The organism is Microbispora corallina (genome assembly GCF_016863035.1).
Classification (GTDB): Bacteria; Actinomycetota; Actinomycetes; order Streptosporangiales; family Streptosporangiaceae; genus Microbispora; species Microbispora corallina.
Window position 1 is genome coordinate 135,256 of record NZ_BOOC01000011.1, and the last position, 13,719, is coordinate 148,974.

A 13,719-nucleotide genomic window follows, 5' to 3' on the forward strand; every position below is an offset into this window, starting at 1 on the left:
TCGTCTGCATGTTCCGCTCGGTGGTGATCGCACGATGAGCCCGCAGGTCGGCCACGCCGTCACGTCCGGCACGTTCAGCCTGGACGGCCAGACGTTCGACGTCGACAACAACGTCTGGGTCGTCGGCGACGACACTGAGTGCGTCGTCTTCGACGCCCCCCACGACGTGGAGGCGATCCTCAAGCTGGTGGGGGACCGGCGGGTGCTCGCCGTTCTCGCCACCCACGCCCACGACGACCACGTAAGGGTCGCCCCGGCTCTGGCCGACGCCACCGGCGCGCCCGTCCTGCTCCACCCGGACGACCTGCCCGTGTGGCGGCTCACCCATCCCGACCGGGACCCGGACGGCCCCCTGGCCGACGGGCAGGTGATCGAGGTCGCCGGGACCCGGCTGGAGGTGCTGCACACCCCGGGCCACGCCCCCGGCGCGTGCTGCTTCCACGCCCCGGAACTGGGCGCCGTGTTCACCGGCGACACGCTCTTCCAGGGCGGCCCCGGCGCCACCGGCCGGTCGTTCTCGGACTTCGGCCTGATCGTCGCGTCGATCCGGGACCGGCTGCTCGTCCTGCCGCCCGAGACGGTCGTGCACACCGGCCACGGCGCGGACACGACCGTCGGCGCGGAGAGCCCCCACCTGGAGGAGTGGATCCGCCGGGGCCACTGACGGGCGGCGACGGGCGGCCGGGAGGCCGGTCGCTCACGCCGACCGGACGCCGGTGACCGCGAACCGCTCGACCGCGGCCACGTGCCCGCCGGTCGCGGCGACGACGGTCAGGGTCCGGCCGGGGACGGCCCGGAACGCCACGGTGGCCGTCCAGGGACGGTCCGTCCCCCCGGCCGGGACGCAGCAGTGCTCGCCGAGGGGCCGGTCCGACCCGGGCGCCCTGACCTGGACCCGGATGCTCTCGTCCACACCGCTGATCCGGCCACCGGCCCGCATCGGCGAGACGACCACGGCGCCGTACGCCGGAGTCGTGAGAGAGAAGGTCGTGTCGTCGGTCCCCACGACCTCCCACGGCGCGTCGCCGCCGGAGCCGTACCGGACGAGGTGGATCACCGCGGCCGTGGAGATCCCGCCGCCCTCCTCGGGCCGGAAGCCGACGGCGATCCGGGCGTGGGCCCCGGCGACGGTCCGGTGGACCACGGTGTCGACGCCGCCGAACCCCAGGTAGCCCTGCGTGAACGCGAGGGCCGTGCGGTCGGCGTCCAGGTGCCACGGCTGGTGGCCGCCGGACCGGTAGGCCTCCTGCCAGGCGCGGGCCTCCGCCTGGTCGCCGAACGGCCACAGCGGCTGGTAGCGCCCGGCCACCAGGTACGGCCCGCCGGACGAGGACGCGGGACCGGTGGTCCCCGGCGTGGGCGTGGCCTGCGCGGCCGGGGTGGGCGTGGCAGGGGACCCGGTGACCGGGGGAGCGGCAGTACCGCCCGAGGAGGCGGCCTCCGGAGCGCCCGCGCCGCACCCGGCTGTCGCGAGGGTCGTCGCGAGGGCGAGCGCGGCCACGGCGGCCGCGGCCCGCGGGCGTGCGTCGCGCGGCATGGTCCGCCTCCCGCCCTGTCGTCGGGTCTCTGATTAGAGGATGCCCGGGAACGGCCGCCCGTCCCATGGACTTCCGCCATGTCGTCTTCGCGCCAGGGCCTCTCCTGTGGGCCGGAGCGACGTTCTCCGAGGTCGCCGCCCCGTACGGCGACGAGCGCGCGGCGGGAGGGCGGCGGGGGGGCACGGCGGCCCGCGGTTGCGGCGGCTTGGCCGTCCCGTGCGACGGCCCGTCCCGACTTGACCGGTTCGGCTGCCCGAACATAATCGGGAGGATGCCCTCCGTGGAGACCATGGACGATCTGGTGCGTGCGATCGCCGAGTTCGAGGTCGAGGACCTCGATCTGCAGGCCGAGCCCGCCGCGCTCGCCGCCGCCCGGCGGTCTCTCGCGGAGTCGGGACTGCTGCTGGTCGGCGAGATCCACGGCGTCCGGGAGAACCCGCTGGTGATCCGGGCGCTCACCCGCCTGCTGGAGGTCGACGCCATCGCGCTGGAGTGGAGCGAGGAGCTGGCCGGGTTCCTGCGGCGCGGCCTGCCCGTCGACCATCCGCTGTGGTGGTTCGGCGACGGCCGGGTCACCGCGGGCCACTTCGCCGTCCTCCACGCGGACGACCCGCTGACCGTGACCCTGTTCGACGGCGCGGTGCGCGCGGGGGACGACTGGTCGGCCCGGGACTCGGCCATGGCCCACCGGGTCCTGGGGCTCGCCGCGCGCACGCTGGTCGTCGCGGGGAACGCGCACACCTCGCTCGACCCCACCGACGACGGCGTCCCGATGGGGGCCGTCATCGCCGACGCGAGGCCGGGCGTGCGCGCCGTCCGGATCCAGTACGGCACCGGCCGCTTCTACAACGGCGGACCACGCGAGGTGAACGACGAGGTCGGCCCCGCCGGGCTGCGGCTCGACGGCGAGGAGCTCGTGCTCACGCTGCCCGAGTTCCACGAGGCGACCGTCCCGCACCTGCCGTTCGAACGGCTTCAGCAGACGTACGGCCGGCTCGGCCGGGTCGCCTTCGGCTGACCGCGCTCCCGGCGCCTCGTCGCGCTGAAGATCGGAGCGGGCGGAAGTCCCTCCCGTTCGGGACCTTCGTCCGCTGCGGGCGGCCTCCGCAGGCGCTTCGATGGGGGCGAGAGCAGGAGGAGGACAACCATGGCCGGACTGATCGTCGCCGCCGTCGACGGCTCCGAACCCGCGACCGCCGCTCTGGACTGGGCGGCGGACGACGCCCTCCGCCGGAGGGCCGCCCTGCGGATCGTGCACGTGCGGGAGCCGGTGGCGCACGAGCGCCCGTTCCACGGGCACGGCCCGGACACGCCGTACGAGGACCACGGCGAGAGCGTGCTGAACGCCGCGGCCGACCGCGTGTGGGAGCGGGCGCCCGGCGTGTCCGTGACGGCCGAGGTGCTGACCGGCTCGGTCGTCGAGCGGCTGAGGCGCGAGTCGGAGTCGGCCGACGCGCTGGTCCTCGGCAGCAGGGGCAGGGGCGGCTTCGCCGGGCTGATCCTCGGCTCTGTCGGGCTCGGCCTCGCGGGCCACTCCAGGAACCCGGTCGTCGTCGTGCGCCGGCGGCCGCGGGACGAGTACCACGAGGTCGTGGTCGGTTTCGACGGCTCCTCCCACTCCGAGGCCGCGCTGCAGTTCGCCTTCGACGAGGCCCGGGTCCGGCGCGCCCGCGTCCACGCCGTCTACGCGTGGCAGATGCCCATGTTCTCCCCGTACGGCGTGGGCTACGGCGGCGCGATGAACGACGTCGTCGACAACGAGACCCGGGCCGCCCGCATGCGGCTCGCGCCCTGGCGGGAGAAGCACCCCGACGTGCCCCTGGTCGAGTCGGCCGTGTGCGGCCACCCGATCCCGGCCCTGGCCGAGGCGTCGCTGGTCGCGGACCTGGTGGTGGTCGGGACGAGGGGGCTCGGCGACTTCGGCGGCGCGCTGCTCGGCTCGGTGAGCCACGGCGTGCTGCACCGCGCCCACTGCCCGGTCGCCGTGGTCCCGCACCCGGCGGACGGGCGATGACCCGTCCCGCGCTCGTCCAGCCCGTCGGCCCGATCGGGTACCTCCTCAGCGGCCGCGCCCGAGGCTATTGATCTACGACGTAAAGGGCGGCGAGGGAGATCGGTGAAAGGTGTCGGCGACGACGGCCAGAGCCTCGGCGTCGGGGGAGCCGGGAGCGGCGGTGTAGGCGAACAGCCACTGATCGTTCTCGGCGGGCAGCGCCAGGGCCTGGAAGGTGACCGTCAGCTCGCCGGCGACCGGGTGGCGGATGTGCTTGGTCCCGTGGACCTGTTCGTGGACCCTGTGGTCGGCCCACAGCCGCCGGAAGTCCTCGCTCGCCGCGGACAGCTCGTCGATCAGCGCGCGCAGCAGCGGGTCGCGGGGATGGCGGCCGAGATCGAAGCGGAGCAGGGCGGCGACGTCGCCCGCGACGGTCTCCCAGTCCGGGTACAGCTCCCTGGTCCGCGGATCGAGGAAGAGGAACCTGCCCATGTTCCGCTCGCGCGGCGGCAGGCTCTCGAAGTCGTTCACGAGCGCGCGGTGCATCAGGTTCGCGGCCAGCACGTCCTGGCGCCGGCCCATCACCACCGCCGGGACCTCGGCCCGGTCGAGGGCGTGCAGCAGCTGGTACGTCTCCGCGCCGACCCGCTGGGGGCCGTCCGCCGGATGGCGGGGACGGTCGTGGGTGACGGCCGCGAGGTCGTACAGGTGGGCCCGCTCGGTCTGGTCGAGTCGCAGCGCCCGGGCGATCGCGTCGAGGACCTCCGGCGAGACATTGCCGCCGCGGCCCTGCTCCAGCCGGGTGTAGTAGTCGACGCTGACGCCCGCGAGCCGCGCCAGCTCCTCCCGCCGCAGCCCGGGCACCCGCCGCCGACCGGGAGAGGCCGCCTCTCCCAGCTCGTGCGGGCGGATGCGGGCACGCCGTGAGCGCAGGAACTCGCCCAGGCCGGCTGCGCGGTCCATACGGCCAGTATGTCCGGTTTCCTGGTGGATCTCCCGCCCGGGTGGGCGGGGAGACGGTCGCCCCCGGCCGGGGTTCCGGACGCGCGGAAATCCGGGATCGCCGGGGGTTCACGAGATCTTCACATCCCGTACGGCAGGGGGAACCGGCGGCTCTCCACGCCCCCTCGGGGGTATCGGCAGCTAGGTGCGATTTGTCGCTAAGTTACGGTCTATATCCGACAAATCCGGTCAAATCTGATGATCACAGGGTGATATTTCAGCGCTTGTCAGATTTAGCAACTCTCCGAGCTGTCTGACTTCTCCGTTCGCGTCCAGTCCCCCCACCTGGCCGGAGGAGCAGGCAGAAGGAGACGCTCGTGAAGCGAGCCTTCGCCGGCCTGGTCGCCGCCGTCGCGGCCCTGACCGTCACCCTCTCCCTCACCACCGGACCGGCCTCCGCCACCCCGCCCAACATCCCCTCCGCGAGCACCGCGGCGTCCCGGCTGGCCTCGCTCACCGTGGCCGCGGAGTCCCACCAGTCCACCTACAACCGGGACCTGTTCCCGCACTGGATCACGATCTCCGGCACGTGCAACACCCGGGAGACCGTGCTCAAGCGGGACGGGACCGGCGTCGTGACCGACTCCTCCTGCGCCGCCACCTCCGGCCGGTGGTACAGCCCGTATGACGGCGCCACCTGGACCAGCGCCGCCGACGTCGACATCGACCACATGGTCCCGCTGGCCGAGGCCTGGCGGTCCGGCGCGTGGGCGTGGACGACCGCCCAGCGGCAGGCGTACGCCAACGACCTCGGCGGCCCCGAACTGTGGGCCGTGACCGACAACGTCAACCAGGCCAAGGGCGACCAGGACCCGACGACCTGGAAGCCGTCCCTGACCTCGTTCTGGTGCACGTACGCCCGGGCCTGGATCCAGGTGAAGTGGTACTACAACCTCACCCTGCAGAGCGCCGAGAAGTCCACCCTGACCACCATGCTCGGCTACTGCTGACGCCCCGGACCCTGCGGCTCCCGTCCTCCGGGGCGGGAGCCGTACGGCGTCTCCCGGCGGGCGATCCGGGTCACGCGGGGGCGTAGAAGACCACGTCCCAGCCGTCGGGTCCGCGGACGGCGCAGCGGCGCTCGTGCGGCCCCTCCTCGACCTCGCCCACGTCGAGCCCGAGCGCGACGGCCCGCTCCCGGGCCCGCGGCACGTCCGGCACCTTGACCATCACGGACGGGGCCGCCGTGGCGCGGTCGTCGCCGGACAGCGCCAGCCGCCCCGACCCGAGGTCGAACTGGGCCCACCGGCCGCCGTCCACGAACGTGGGCGCCGTGCCCAGCAGGGCCGACCATGCCGCGACCGCCGTGCCGAGATCCGAGCAGGGCACCACCGGCGCCAGAGACAGGGCCGCGTCGTCGTGATCCATCGTGCTCCGCCCTCCGTTCGGGTGATCCCGACGGTAGACGAGGGGCGCGGGCCGCGTCTTACGGCTGCGTGCGGGCTTTGTACCGTACGCCGGGAACATCAACATCCGCGGTGATGTTCATGACGGCCATGACGCCCTCCTGGACCGCCGCCTTCCGCTCCGCCGTCCTCAGCCCGCACGAGACCATCGTGCTCAAGCCGTCCCGCGGGTTCCGCGACCAGACGCTCCGCCAGATCCTCCACCTCGACGGCGGGGGAGAGGCGCTGCGCGTGCTGCTCACCAACCGGTACGGCGACCGGCCGCTCGTGGTCGCCGCCGCCCGCGTCGCCGTGCGGAAGGCGGGCGGCGAGATCCTGCCGGAGACCGACGCCCCGCTGACGTTCGGCGGGGCGGCCGAGGTGACCGTCCCCGCGTACGGCGAGGTCGTGAGCGACCTCGTCGCGCTGGCCGTCGAGGCGGGGACGGACCTCGCCGTGAGCCTGTACCTGCCCGGGGAGACCGGCCCGGCCACGTTCTCCCACACGCCGCTGGAGACCGGCTACGTCGTGGAGGGCGACGCGGTGTCGCGGTCCGTCCTCCCGGACGCCGAGGAGGTGGACTCCCGGTTCTTCGTGTCCGGGGTGGACGTGCTCGCGCCCGAGGGCACTCACGTGGCCGTCGCGTTCGGCGACTCCTGGTTCGAGGGCACCGGCACCACGCACGGCGCCAACCGCCGCTTCACGAACCTGCTGAACGCGCGGCTGCCGCGGGGCTGGGTCGTGAACCAGGGACTCGGCGGCAACCGCCTGCTGACCGACGAGGTGGGGGAGCGCGCGCTCGGGCGGTTCGACCGGGACGTCCTGGCCGTGCCGGGGGTCACCCACGTCCTCACCCACTTCGGGCTGAACGACCTCGGGCTGCCCGGCCTCGCCGGGGAGCGGCCGCCGGGGGCCGACGTCCTCACCGCGGGGTTCACCGAACTGGCCCGGCGGGCCCACGAGGCCGGACTGGTGATCGTCGGCGCGACGATGGGCCCGTACGCGGGGACGATCTATCCCGGCGTGGACACGCCGGAGGGCCGGGCCACCCGGCGGGTCGTCAACGACTGGATCCGCACCAGCGGTGTCTTCGACGCCGTGCTGGACGTCGCGCACGCTGTGCAGGACCCCGACCAGCCGGACGCCATCCGCCCCGACCTCGACAGCGGCGACCACCTGCACCCCAACGACGCGGGAGCGCGGGCGATGGCCGACGCCGTCGACCTCGCGTTCCTCCGGCTCTGACCGGCCCGCGGGCCGTCGTCACCCCTCGGCGGAGTCGAGCACCGGCTTGATGTCGACGACGGGCGTGCCGTCGACGGCCTCGAGGGGCCGCACCAGCAGGCCCTTGCCGGCCGCGACGTCGAGCACGGTGACCCGGTGCAGGCCGACCGGGTTGGGCCGGTCCGGGGAGCGGGTCGCGAACACCCCCGTCAGCGGGTTGCCCGGGTCGTCGCGCGGCCGGACCTTGAGGACGTCGCGCGCGCCCTGGTGCAGCCAGGTGAGCAGGAGCACCTCCGCCCCCGGGCGCAGGCCGTCCAGCGCCTCCTCGTACGCCGGGTCGATCTCGAGCCACGCCTCCGGCGCCCCCTCGCGTCCCTGCCGCGGGGCCTCGGCCCGCGTCGTCAGGCCGGAACGGACGAACCCGATCGGAACCAGTGCGTACGTCACCGGGTCGGTCATGGCGGTGATCCCCTTCCGTCGGTCGGCCGATCCGCCACGATCCCACCGGGCCGGCGGCGGGGGCAAGGACGGCCCGCGGCCGTGAGGTTAGGGTGGAGGCGTGGGCGTTGCCGCCGGAGCGTACGCGCTGGGGCCGGAGACCGGCCGGCTCCTGGTGACCACCGCGCGCTCGGGCTTCGGCGCGAAGGCCGGGCACGACCTGCTCATCGAGGTCACCCGCTGGAGCGGCGAGGCCGTCGTCGACCCCGCCGACCCGGCCGCCTCCTCGGTCAGGGTCGAGGCCGAGGCCGGGTCGTTCGAGGTCCGCGAGGGGACGGGCGGGGTGAAGCCGCTGACGGCGGGCGACCGGGCCGAGATCGAGCGAACCGTCCGCGACAGGATCCTCCGGGCCGGCCGCCATCCGCTCATCACGTTCCGCTCCACTCGTGTCGAGGGCGGGCCCGGGGCGTTCCGCGTCGAGGGAGACCTGACGATCATGGACGTGACGCGGCCGGTCACGGTCACCGGCTCGCTGGCGGGCGATCGCGCCGTGGCCTCGGCGACCGTCGTCCAGTCGGAGTGGGGGATCACGCCTTACTCGGCGTTCTTCGGCGCGTTGAGGCTCCGCGACGAGGTCGGCGTCCGCGCCGAGGTCGTCCTCACCGCCCGCCGCTGACTCAGCCGCGGGCCGGGCGTTACGGGACCAGGACGACCTTGCCGATCGTGGCCCGGGACTCCAGGGCGGCGTGCGCGGAGGCGGCGTCCTTGAGCGGGAACGTCTGCACGGCCGGGACGAGCCGCCCGGCCGCCGCCTCGGCGAGGGCCCGCTCCTCGAGCGCGCGAAGGCCTCCGGGGAGCCGCAGGATCCGCGGCCCGAGGGCGACGGACACGGTGAGGCCGCGCGCGAACAGGTCATCGGAGGCGAACCGGGTGGGCTCGCCCGACGAGAACCCGAACAGGGTCAGCCGTCCGCCCGCCCCGAGCAGGTCGAGCGCGGCCCGGCCGGCCTCCCCGCCGACGCCGTCGTAGGCGGCCGTGATCTCACGCCCGTCCAGCGCGCGGCGCACCTCGTCCGGCCAGCCGGGGACCGTGTAGTCGACCGCCGCGCCGGCGCCGTTCGCCAGCACGCGCTCCACCTTGGCCGGGCCGCCCGCCACGCCGACCACCCGGGCGCCCGCGTTCCCGGCCGCCTGCACGAGGAGCGTGCCGATCCCCCCGGCCGCGGCGGTCACCAGCACGACGTCGTCCGGCTCGATGGGGGCGACGGTGAGGATGCCCATCGTCATGCGGCCGGTGCCGGTCATCGCCACCGCGACCGTCTCGTCCAGGTGGTCCGGCAGCCGGTGCAGGGCGGTCACGTCGGCGAGCGCCCGCTCGGCGTAGCCGCCGCTCGCCAGGCCGAGGTGCGCGACCACCCGCCGGCCCAGCCACTCCGGGTCCACGCCGTGGCCGACCGCGTCGACGACGCCGGCCACCTCCCTGCCCGGGGTCATCGGCAGGTCGGGAAGCGGGATCGGCCCGCGGGCCACCCCCGCACGGATCACCGTGTCGATCAGGTGCACGCCCGACGCCTGGACGGCGATCCGCACCTGCCCGGCGCCGGGCTCGGGGTCCGGCACCTCCTCCCAGCGCAGGTTCTCCGCCGGGCCGAACGCGTACTGCCGCACAGCGTGCACAGGTCACTCCTCGTACTCCTGGGATGTCCCGTCCACCCTCCAACTTCAACCAAGGTTCAGGTCAAGGGGCCGTACGGGGATCAGACGTGGGCGTGGACGTGCGCCGGGTCGTCGGGATGGTCGTGCGGGTGCTGGGGCGCGCCCACCCGGTGCTCGTGCCCGGGGAGGGAGACGCGGTAGACGCAGGTGTCGCAGTTCATCCGGATGTCGCCGCGCAGCGCCTCGCGGTACCGCTCCAGGGCCAGGTCGGCCAGTGCCGGGGCGGGCCCGATCACGTCGGCGCAGCGGACGTCCACCTCGGGACGGCCGGCCGCCCACGCCAGCGCCTGCTCGGCCGTACGGGCCGGGAGCACGCCGTTGAACAGGAAGTACGGCAGCACGACGATCCTGCGGGCGCCCAGCAGCCGGGCCCGTTCGAGCGCGGCGGGCACGGACGGGGAGGCGAGGCTGATGAACGCGGGCTCCACGCCCGCCAGGCCCCGGCCCTCCCACAGCAGCCGGGCCACCTTGACGTGCTCGGCGTTCGCGTCGGGGTCGGTGGAGCCGCGGCCGACCAGGACCACCGTGGTGCCGGACCGCTCGGAGGGGTCGAGGACGGCGTCGAGCCGGTCCTCCAGCAGGTCGAGCAGCGCGGGGTGCGGGCCGAGCGGGCGGCCGTAGGCGTACCCGAGGCGCGGATGCCGGGAGACCTCCCGCTGCAGCGCGGCCGGGATGTCGCCCTTGGCGTGCCCGGCGGCGACCAGCACGAGCGGCACCACGCCGAGCCGGCTGTGCCCGGACGCCACCAGTGACGCGACCGCCTCGCGCAGCGGCGGGCGGGACAGTTCGATGAACCCTCCGGCCACCGGGACGCCCGCCCGTCCGGCCACGATCTCCACCAGCCGGTGGAAGTCGCGCACCCCCGCGGCGTCCTTCGTCCCATGACCGACGAGGAGCACCGCAGGGCCCCCGTGCGCGGTCGCCTCGTTCATGACCCCTCCCAATAGAGCAGTGCGTTGACGGCGGCCGCGGCGACGGCCGATCCGCCCTTCTCGCTGCGGTTGCTGACGGCGGGCAGCCCCGACTCGCGCAGGGCCTGCTTCGACTCGGCGGCCCCGACGAAGCCGACGGGCAGCCCCACGACCAGCACGGGACGCACGTCCAGGCGCAGGATCTCCTCCAGCGCCGTGGGGGCGTTGCCGACGGCCCAGACCGCCCCCGGCCCGACCTCCGCGTACGCCAGCCGGATCCCGGCGGCGCTGCGGGTCAGGCCGCCGCCCGCCGCGGCCTCCCGCACCCGGCAGACCGGGGCAACTGCGGTCACGCCCGCGGCCACCATCTCCACGTCGGTGACGACCGGCGCCCCGCCGCGCAGCGCGGCCGCGGCGGCGCGCAGGTGCTCCTCCGCGGACATCACCAGGTCGCCGAGGTAGCCGACATCCGCACTGGCGTGGATCACCCGTTCCGTCACGGCGCGCGTCAGCGGTGGCAGGCCCGAGGTGTCCACCCGCGCGCGGAGGATCTCGTACGACCGGGCCTCGATGGGGTGGACGGCCCTCACTCGGCGTACCTCCGCCCGAGTCCGGACACCCGCCACACCAGCGCGGCGAGCGCCCACGTGGCGACGAACAGCGCCACGATGACGTACCCGAGGACCTCGAAGTGGTCGGCGAGCGAGGCGTACGCCGCGAGCGGCCCACCCATACCGGTCGCGTCGGCGACCAGGGCGGCCAGGTACACGGTCGCGATGAACGCGGCCACCAGCACGGTCATCCCGGTCGTGGCGGCGTTGTAGTAGAGCCGGCGCGCGGGGCTGCGGTAGGCCCACGAGTAGGCCCGCGACATGAGCAGGCTGTCCGCGGTGTCGCAGGCCGTCATCCCGGCGGCGAACAGCAGCGGCAGCGTGAGCACGGCCAGCGTCGGCAGCCCGCCCTGCGACGCCGCGCCGGCCGACAGTGCGAGCAGCGTCACCTCGCTGGCCGTCTCCAGGCCCAGCCCGAACAGCAGGCCGACCGGGTACATGTGCCACGACGACCGGATCAGCCCCCGGACGCGGCTGCCCAGGACGCGGTTCATGAGGCCCCGGTTGAGCAGCATCAGCTCCAGCTCGTCGCGGTCGATCCGGCCGCGGGACATCCGCCGCCACAGCCCGGCCACGCCGGTGAGCACGAGGCCGTTCAGGACCGCGACGAGCAGCAGGAACGCCATGGCGACCACCTGCGAGACCAGCCCGCCGACGCGCCGGAAGCTCTCCACGTCGTGCCCGGCCGCGCCGGCGGCCATCGCGACGATCAGCGCCAGCGCCAGGACGACGGTCGAGTGGCCGAGGGCGAAGAAGAAGCCCACGCCGACCGGGCGGCGGCCGCGCTGCAGCATCAGCCGCGTCGTGTCGTCGATGGCCGCGATGTGGTCGGCGTCGAAGGCGTGCCGGATGCCGAGGCTGTAGGCGAGGGTCCCCGCCCCGGCGAACGCCCCGGCCCCCGCGAGGCCGTCGGCGTAGTACAGGTACAGCGACCAGCCGGCGATGTGGAGCACCGCGACGACGGCGACGATGCCGCCGATCCGCATCCGCTCTCCCGCCGTCCACCTGGCATGCGCGTACGTCGCCGGATTCATGACCGCACCTCCACGACCGCGTCGACCGGACAGACCTCGACACACTCCCCGCACCGGCTGCACAGGGCGTCGAGCACCACCAGGCCCCCCTCGTGGGAGGGCCGGATGGCGTGTTCAGGGCAGGTGAGCAGGCAGGCCCCGCATCCCGCGCAGGCGGCCGTCACCGCGTAGCCCGCCGCCGCGCCCCGGGAGGCGGTCCCCGTCACCGCTGCCACGTGTACTCCCGCGGCGTCACGAACCGCCCGGCCACCACGCGGCTGCGGGAGGAGCCCACGATCACGAGGCTGCGCATCGTCACCGTCTCCACGTCGAGGTCGCCGAGGGTGGACAGCGCGACGCTCTCGCCCGGGCGGCTCGCGTCGGTCACCACCCCGACGGGCGTCCCGGCGGGCCGCCGCCGGGCGAGGATCTCCAGCGCCCGGGGGAGCTGCCAGCCCCGCGCGCGGGACCGGGGGTTGTAGAACGCCACGACGAGGTCGGCCTCGGCCGCGGCGGCGACCCTGCGCTCGATGGCCTCCCACGGCGTGTGCAGGTCGGACAGGCTGATCGCGCAGTGGTCGTGCCCGAGCGGCGCGCCGAGCAGGGCCGACGCGGCGAGCATCGCGGTCACCCCGGGCACGCCCACCACGTCGAACGTGTCGTCGGCGTTCTCCAGCGCGGGCGAGGCCATCGCGTACACCCCGGCGTCGCCGCTGCCGAGGAGCGCCACGGCGTGGCCCTCCCGCGCCAGTCGTACGGCGGACCGGGCCCGCTCCTCCTCCGCGCCCAGCCCCGACTCCACGACCCGGGTGCCCGGCCGCAGCAGGTCGCGGACCTGGGCCACGTACTGGTCGAGCCCCACGACGTGGCTCGCCCGCCGTAGCTCCGCCACGGCGCGCGGGGTGAGCAGGTCGCGGGCGCCCGGCCCGAGCCCGACGATCGCGAGCCGCCCGCGCGGGCGGATGCGGGCGACGGCGGCGGTCGCCATCGCCGACTTGCGCTTGGGGACGACGAGGTCGCCGCCGTCCGCCAGTGCCGCCGCCTCGGCGACGCTCGGCGTGCCGACCGCCTCCCGCACGACCTCGCTCGGGTTGGGCACGTCCACCTCGGCCAGCCGGCCGGCGGGATGGGCGACCAGCGGCACCCCGAGGGCGCGGGCCGCGGCCACGATGCCGGGCTCGCCTGCCTTCACGTCGGCCGTGGCCAGCCGCGCGACCGAGGCGGCGGCCAGCCCGGCCTCGTCCAGCGTCGCCGCGACCAGTTCGAGGACCTCCTCCGCGGTCACCCCGCGGCTGCCGCCGACCCCGACCACGAGGCTCGGCGGCCGGACCACGACCGCCGGCCTCGGCGTCTCCACCAGCCGGTCCGTGACGAGCACGCACGGCGCCCCGCGGCCTTCCCCGGCGGCGGTGACGGGGAGGGGCGGCAGCGGCCACGTGGCGTCGGACGCCAGCGCCACCTCGTCGCCGTCCAGCATGGCCCGCGTCACGGCGGCCACGTCTCCCTCGACCGGCATGCCGATCGCGTCGAGCGGGCTCGTCCCGGTGGCGTCGGTCGCCGTCGTCACGACCGGCTGCGCGCCGAGCGCGTCGGCCACCCGGTGCGCGAGGCCGTTCGCCCCGCCGGCGTGCCCTCCGGCCACCGCGACCGCGAACCGGCCCGCCTCGTCCACGCACACCACGCCCGGGTCGGTCCGCTTGTCGCCCAGCAGCGGCGCGATGAGCCGTACGGCCGCGCCGACGGCCAGGAAGCAGACGATCTCGTCGCACTCCCGCCACGCCCGCGCGAGGTCGGCCACCGCGTAGTGCCGCGTGTCCGCCCAGTGCTCCGCCAGCCGGGCCGCCGCCGTACGGCCGGCCCTGGTGGCGGTCACGAGTCCGGTCGTCACG

The 13,719-nt window shown here is 75.1% G+C and carries 16 protein-coding genes; 6 read left to right on the forward strand and 10 right to left on the reverse strand.

Features of this window, described 5'->3' with window-relative positions; translation table 11 throughout:
• Positions 1 to 34 precede the first annotated feature (34 nt).
• The gene (locus tag Mco01_RS14310; RefSeq protein WP_204057381.1) at positions 35 to 664 is read left to right on the forward strand and encodes an MBL fold metallo-hydrolase; all 630 of its coding nucleotides are present in this window, start codon (positions 35 to 37) and stop codon (positions 662 to 664) included.
• A 33-nt stretch (positions 665 to 697) separates the two neighbouring features.
• Here the strand turns inward: Mco01_RS14310 and Mco01_RS14315 are convergent, their stop codons facing one another.
• Positions 698 to 1,537 (reverse strand): SPOR domain-containing protein, encoded by an 840-nt coding sequence (locus Mco01_RS14315; RefSeq protein WP_204057382.1) that lies wholly within the window; start codon positions 1,535 to 1,537, stop codon positions 698 to 700.
• 272 nt (positions 1,538 to 1,809) lie between these two features.
• Here Mco01_RS14315 and Mco01_RS14320 point away from each other — a divergent pair, with 272 nt between their 5' ends.
• Entirely contained in the window at positions 1,810 to 2,556 is a 747-nt protein-coding gene (locus Mco01_RS14320) for a TraB/GumN family protein (RefSeq protein ID WP_204057383.1), read from the forward strand.
• 129 nt (positions 2,557 to 2,685) lie between these two features.
• Entirely contained in the window at positions 2,686 to 3,552 is an 867-nt protein-coding gene (locus Mco01_RS14325) for a universal stress protein (RefSeq protein ID WP_204057384.1), read from the forward strand.
• A gap of 72 nt (positions 3,553 to 3,624) precedes the next feature.
• Here the strand turns inward: Mco01_RS14325 and Mco01_RS14330 are convergent, their stop codons facing one another.
• Positions 3,625 to 4,494 (reverse strand): helix-turn-helix transcriptional regulator, encoded by an 870-nt coding sequence (locus Mco01_RS14330; protein ID WP_204057385.1) that lies wholly within the window; start codon positions 4,492 to 4,494, stop codon positions 3,625 to 3,627.
• A 356-nt stretch (positions 4,495 to 4,850) separates the two neighbouring features.
• Here Mco01_RS14330 and Mco01_RS14335 point away from each other — a divergent pair, with 356 nt between their 5' ends.
• On the forward strand, positions 4,851 to 5,483 hold the full coding sequence (locus tag Mco01_RS14335) for an HNH endonuclease family protein (protein ID WP_204057386.1): 633 nt from the start codon (positions 4,851 to 4,853) through the stop codon (positions 5,481 to 5,483).
• Positions 5,484 to 5,553: 70 nt separating this feature from the next.
• On the opposite strand, the gene Mco01_RS14340 is transcribed toward Mco01_RS14335, so the two are convergent.
• Positions 5,554 to 5,901 carry a VOC family protein gene (locus tag Mco01_RS14340; RefSeq protein ID WP_204057387.1) on the reverse strand — a complete coding sequence of 116 codons (348 nt, stop codon included), beginning with the start codon at positions 5,899 to 5,901 and terminating at the stop codon, positions 5,554 to 5,556.
• Between the two features lie 119 nt (positions 5,902 to 6,020).
• Here Mco01_RS14340 and Mco01_RS14345 point away from each other — a divergent pair, with 119 nt between their 5' ends.
• A complete protein-coding gene (locus tag Mco01_RS14345; RefSeq protein WP_204057388.1) occupies positions 6,021 to 7,163 on the forward strand; it encodes an SGNH/GDSL hydrolase family protein in 1,143 nt (380 codons plus the stop codon).
• An 18-nt stretch (positions 7,164 to 7,181) separates the two neighbouring features.
• Here Mco01_RS14345 and tsaA read toward each other — a convergent pair whose 3' ends face one another.
• A complete protein-coding gene (tsaA, locus tag Mco01_RS14350; protein ID WP_239103602.1) occupies positions 7,182 to 7,601 on the reverse strand; it encodes a tRNA (N6-threonylcarbamoyladenosine(37)-N6)-methyltransferase TrmO in 420 nt (139 codons plus the stop codon).
• Between the two features lie 100 nt (positions 7,602 to 7,701).
• Between tsaA and Mco01_RS14355 the strand changes: the two genes are divergently transcribed.
• On the forward strand, positions 7,702 to 8,256 hold the full coding sequence (locus Mco01_RS14355) for a YceI family protein (protein ID WP_204057389.1): 555 nt from the start codon (positions 7,702 to 7,704) through the stop codon (positions 8,254 to 8,256).
• A gap of 19 nt (positions 8,257 to 8,275) precedes the next feature.
• Here the strand turns inward: Mco01_RS14355 and Mco01_RS14360 are convergent, their stop codons facing one another.
• The 6 genes from Mco01_RS14360 to cobJ form a co-directional block, all read right to left on the reverse strand.
• Complete coding sequence (locus Mco01_RS14360) at positions 8,276 to 9,256, reverse strand: zinc-binding dehydrogenase (protein WP_204057390.1); 981 nt, start codon at positions 9,254 to 9,256, stop codon at positions 8,276 to 8,278.
• 80 nt (positions 9,257 to 9,336) lie between these two features.
• The gene (locus Mco01_RS14365; RefSeq protein WP_204057391.1) at positions 9,337 to 10,227 is read right to left on the reverse strand and encodes a sirohydrochlorin chelatase; all 891 of its coding nucleotides are present in this window, start codon (positions 10,225 to 10,227) and stop codon (positions 9,337 to 9,339) included.
• On the reverse strand, positions 10,224 to 10,796 hold the full coding sequence (locus tag Mco01_RS14370) for a precorrin-8X methylmutase (RefSeq protein WP_204057392.1): 573 nt from the start codon (positions 10,794 to 10,796) through the stop codon (positions 10,224 to 10,226). The genes Mco01_RS14365 and Mco01_RS14370 overlap by 4 nt, the downstream gene beginning before the upstream one ends.
• Positions 10,793 to 11,851: a HoxN/HupN/NixA family nickel/cobalt transporter gene (locus tag Mco01_RS14375; RefSeq protein ID WP_204057393.1), complete on the reverse strand. Its 1,059-nt coding sequence runs from the start codon at positions 11,849 to 11,851 to the stop codon at positions 10,793 to 10,795. The genes Mco01_RS14370 and Mco01_RS14375 overlap by 4 nt, the downstream gene beginning before the upstream one ends.
• Positions 11,848 to 12,066: an ATP-binding protein gene (locus tag Mco01_RS14380; RefSeq protein WP_239103603.1), complete on the reverse strand. Its 219-nt coding sequence runs from the start codon at positions 12,064 to 12,066 to the stop codon at positions 11,848 to 11,850. The genes Mco01_RS14375 and Mco01_RS14380 overlap by 4 nt, the downstream gene beginning before the upstream one ends.
• Positions 12,054 to 13,718: a precorrin-3B C(17)-methyltransferase gene (gene cobJ, locus Mco01_RS14385; protein WP_204057394.1), complete on the reverse strand. Its 1,665-nt coding sequence runs from the start codon at positions 13,716 to 13,718 to the stop codon at positions 12,054 to 12,056. The genes Mco01_RS14380 and cobJ overlap by 13 nt, the downstream gene beginning before the upstream one ends.
• Between the last annotated feature and the right edge of the window lies 1 nt (position 13,719).

Excerpts from the sequence above, each read along its gene's own strand:
- Mco01_RS14310 (WP_204057381.1), top strand. The coding sequence starts at position 35 with ATGAGCCCGCAGGTCGGCCACGCCGTCACGTCCGGCACGTTCAGCCTG.
- Mco01_RS14315 (WP_204057382.1), bottom strand. The coding sequence starts at position 1,537 with ATGCCGCGCGACGCACGCCCGCGGGCCGCGGCCGCCGTGGCCGCGCTC.
- Mco01_RS14320 (WP_204057383.1), top strand. The coding sequence starts at position 1,810 with ATGCCCTCCGTGGAGACCATGGACGATCTGGTGCGTGCGATCGCCGAG.
- Mco01_RS14325 (WP_204057384.1), top strand. The coding sequence starts at position 2,686 with ATGGCCGGACTGATCGTCGCCGCCGTCGACGGCTCCGAACCCGCGACC.
- Mco01_RS14330 (WP_204057385.1), bottom strand. The coding sequence starts at position 4,494 with ATGGACCGCGCAGCCGGCCTGGGCGAGTTCCTGCGCTCACGGCGTGCC.
- Mco01_RS14340 (WP_204057387.1), bottom strand. The coding sequence starts at position 5,901 with ATGGATCACGACGACGCGGCCCTGTCTCTGGCGCCGGTGGTGCCCTGC.
- Mco01_RS14345 (WP_204057388.1), top strand. The coding sequence starts at position 6,021 with ATGACGGCCATGACGCCCTCCTGGACCGCCGCCTTCCGCTCCGCCGTC.
- tsaA (WP_239103602.1), bottom strand. The coding sequence starts at position 7,601 with ATGACCGACCCGGTGACGTACGCACTGGTTCCGATCGGGTTCGTCCGT.
- Mco01_RS14365 (WP_204057391.1), bottom strand. The coding sequence starts at position 10,227 with ATGAACGAGGCGACCGCGCACGGGGGCCCTGCGGTGCTCCTCGTCGGT.
- Mco01_RS14375 (WP_204057393.1), bottom strand. The coding sequence starts at position 11,851 with ATGAATCCGGCGACGTACGCGCATGCCAGGTGGACGGCGGGAGAGCGG.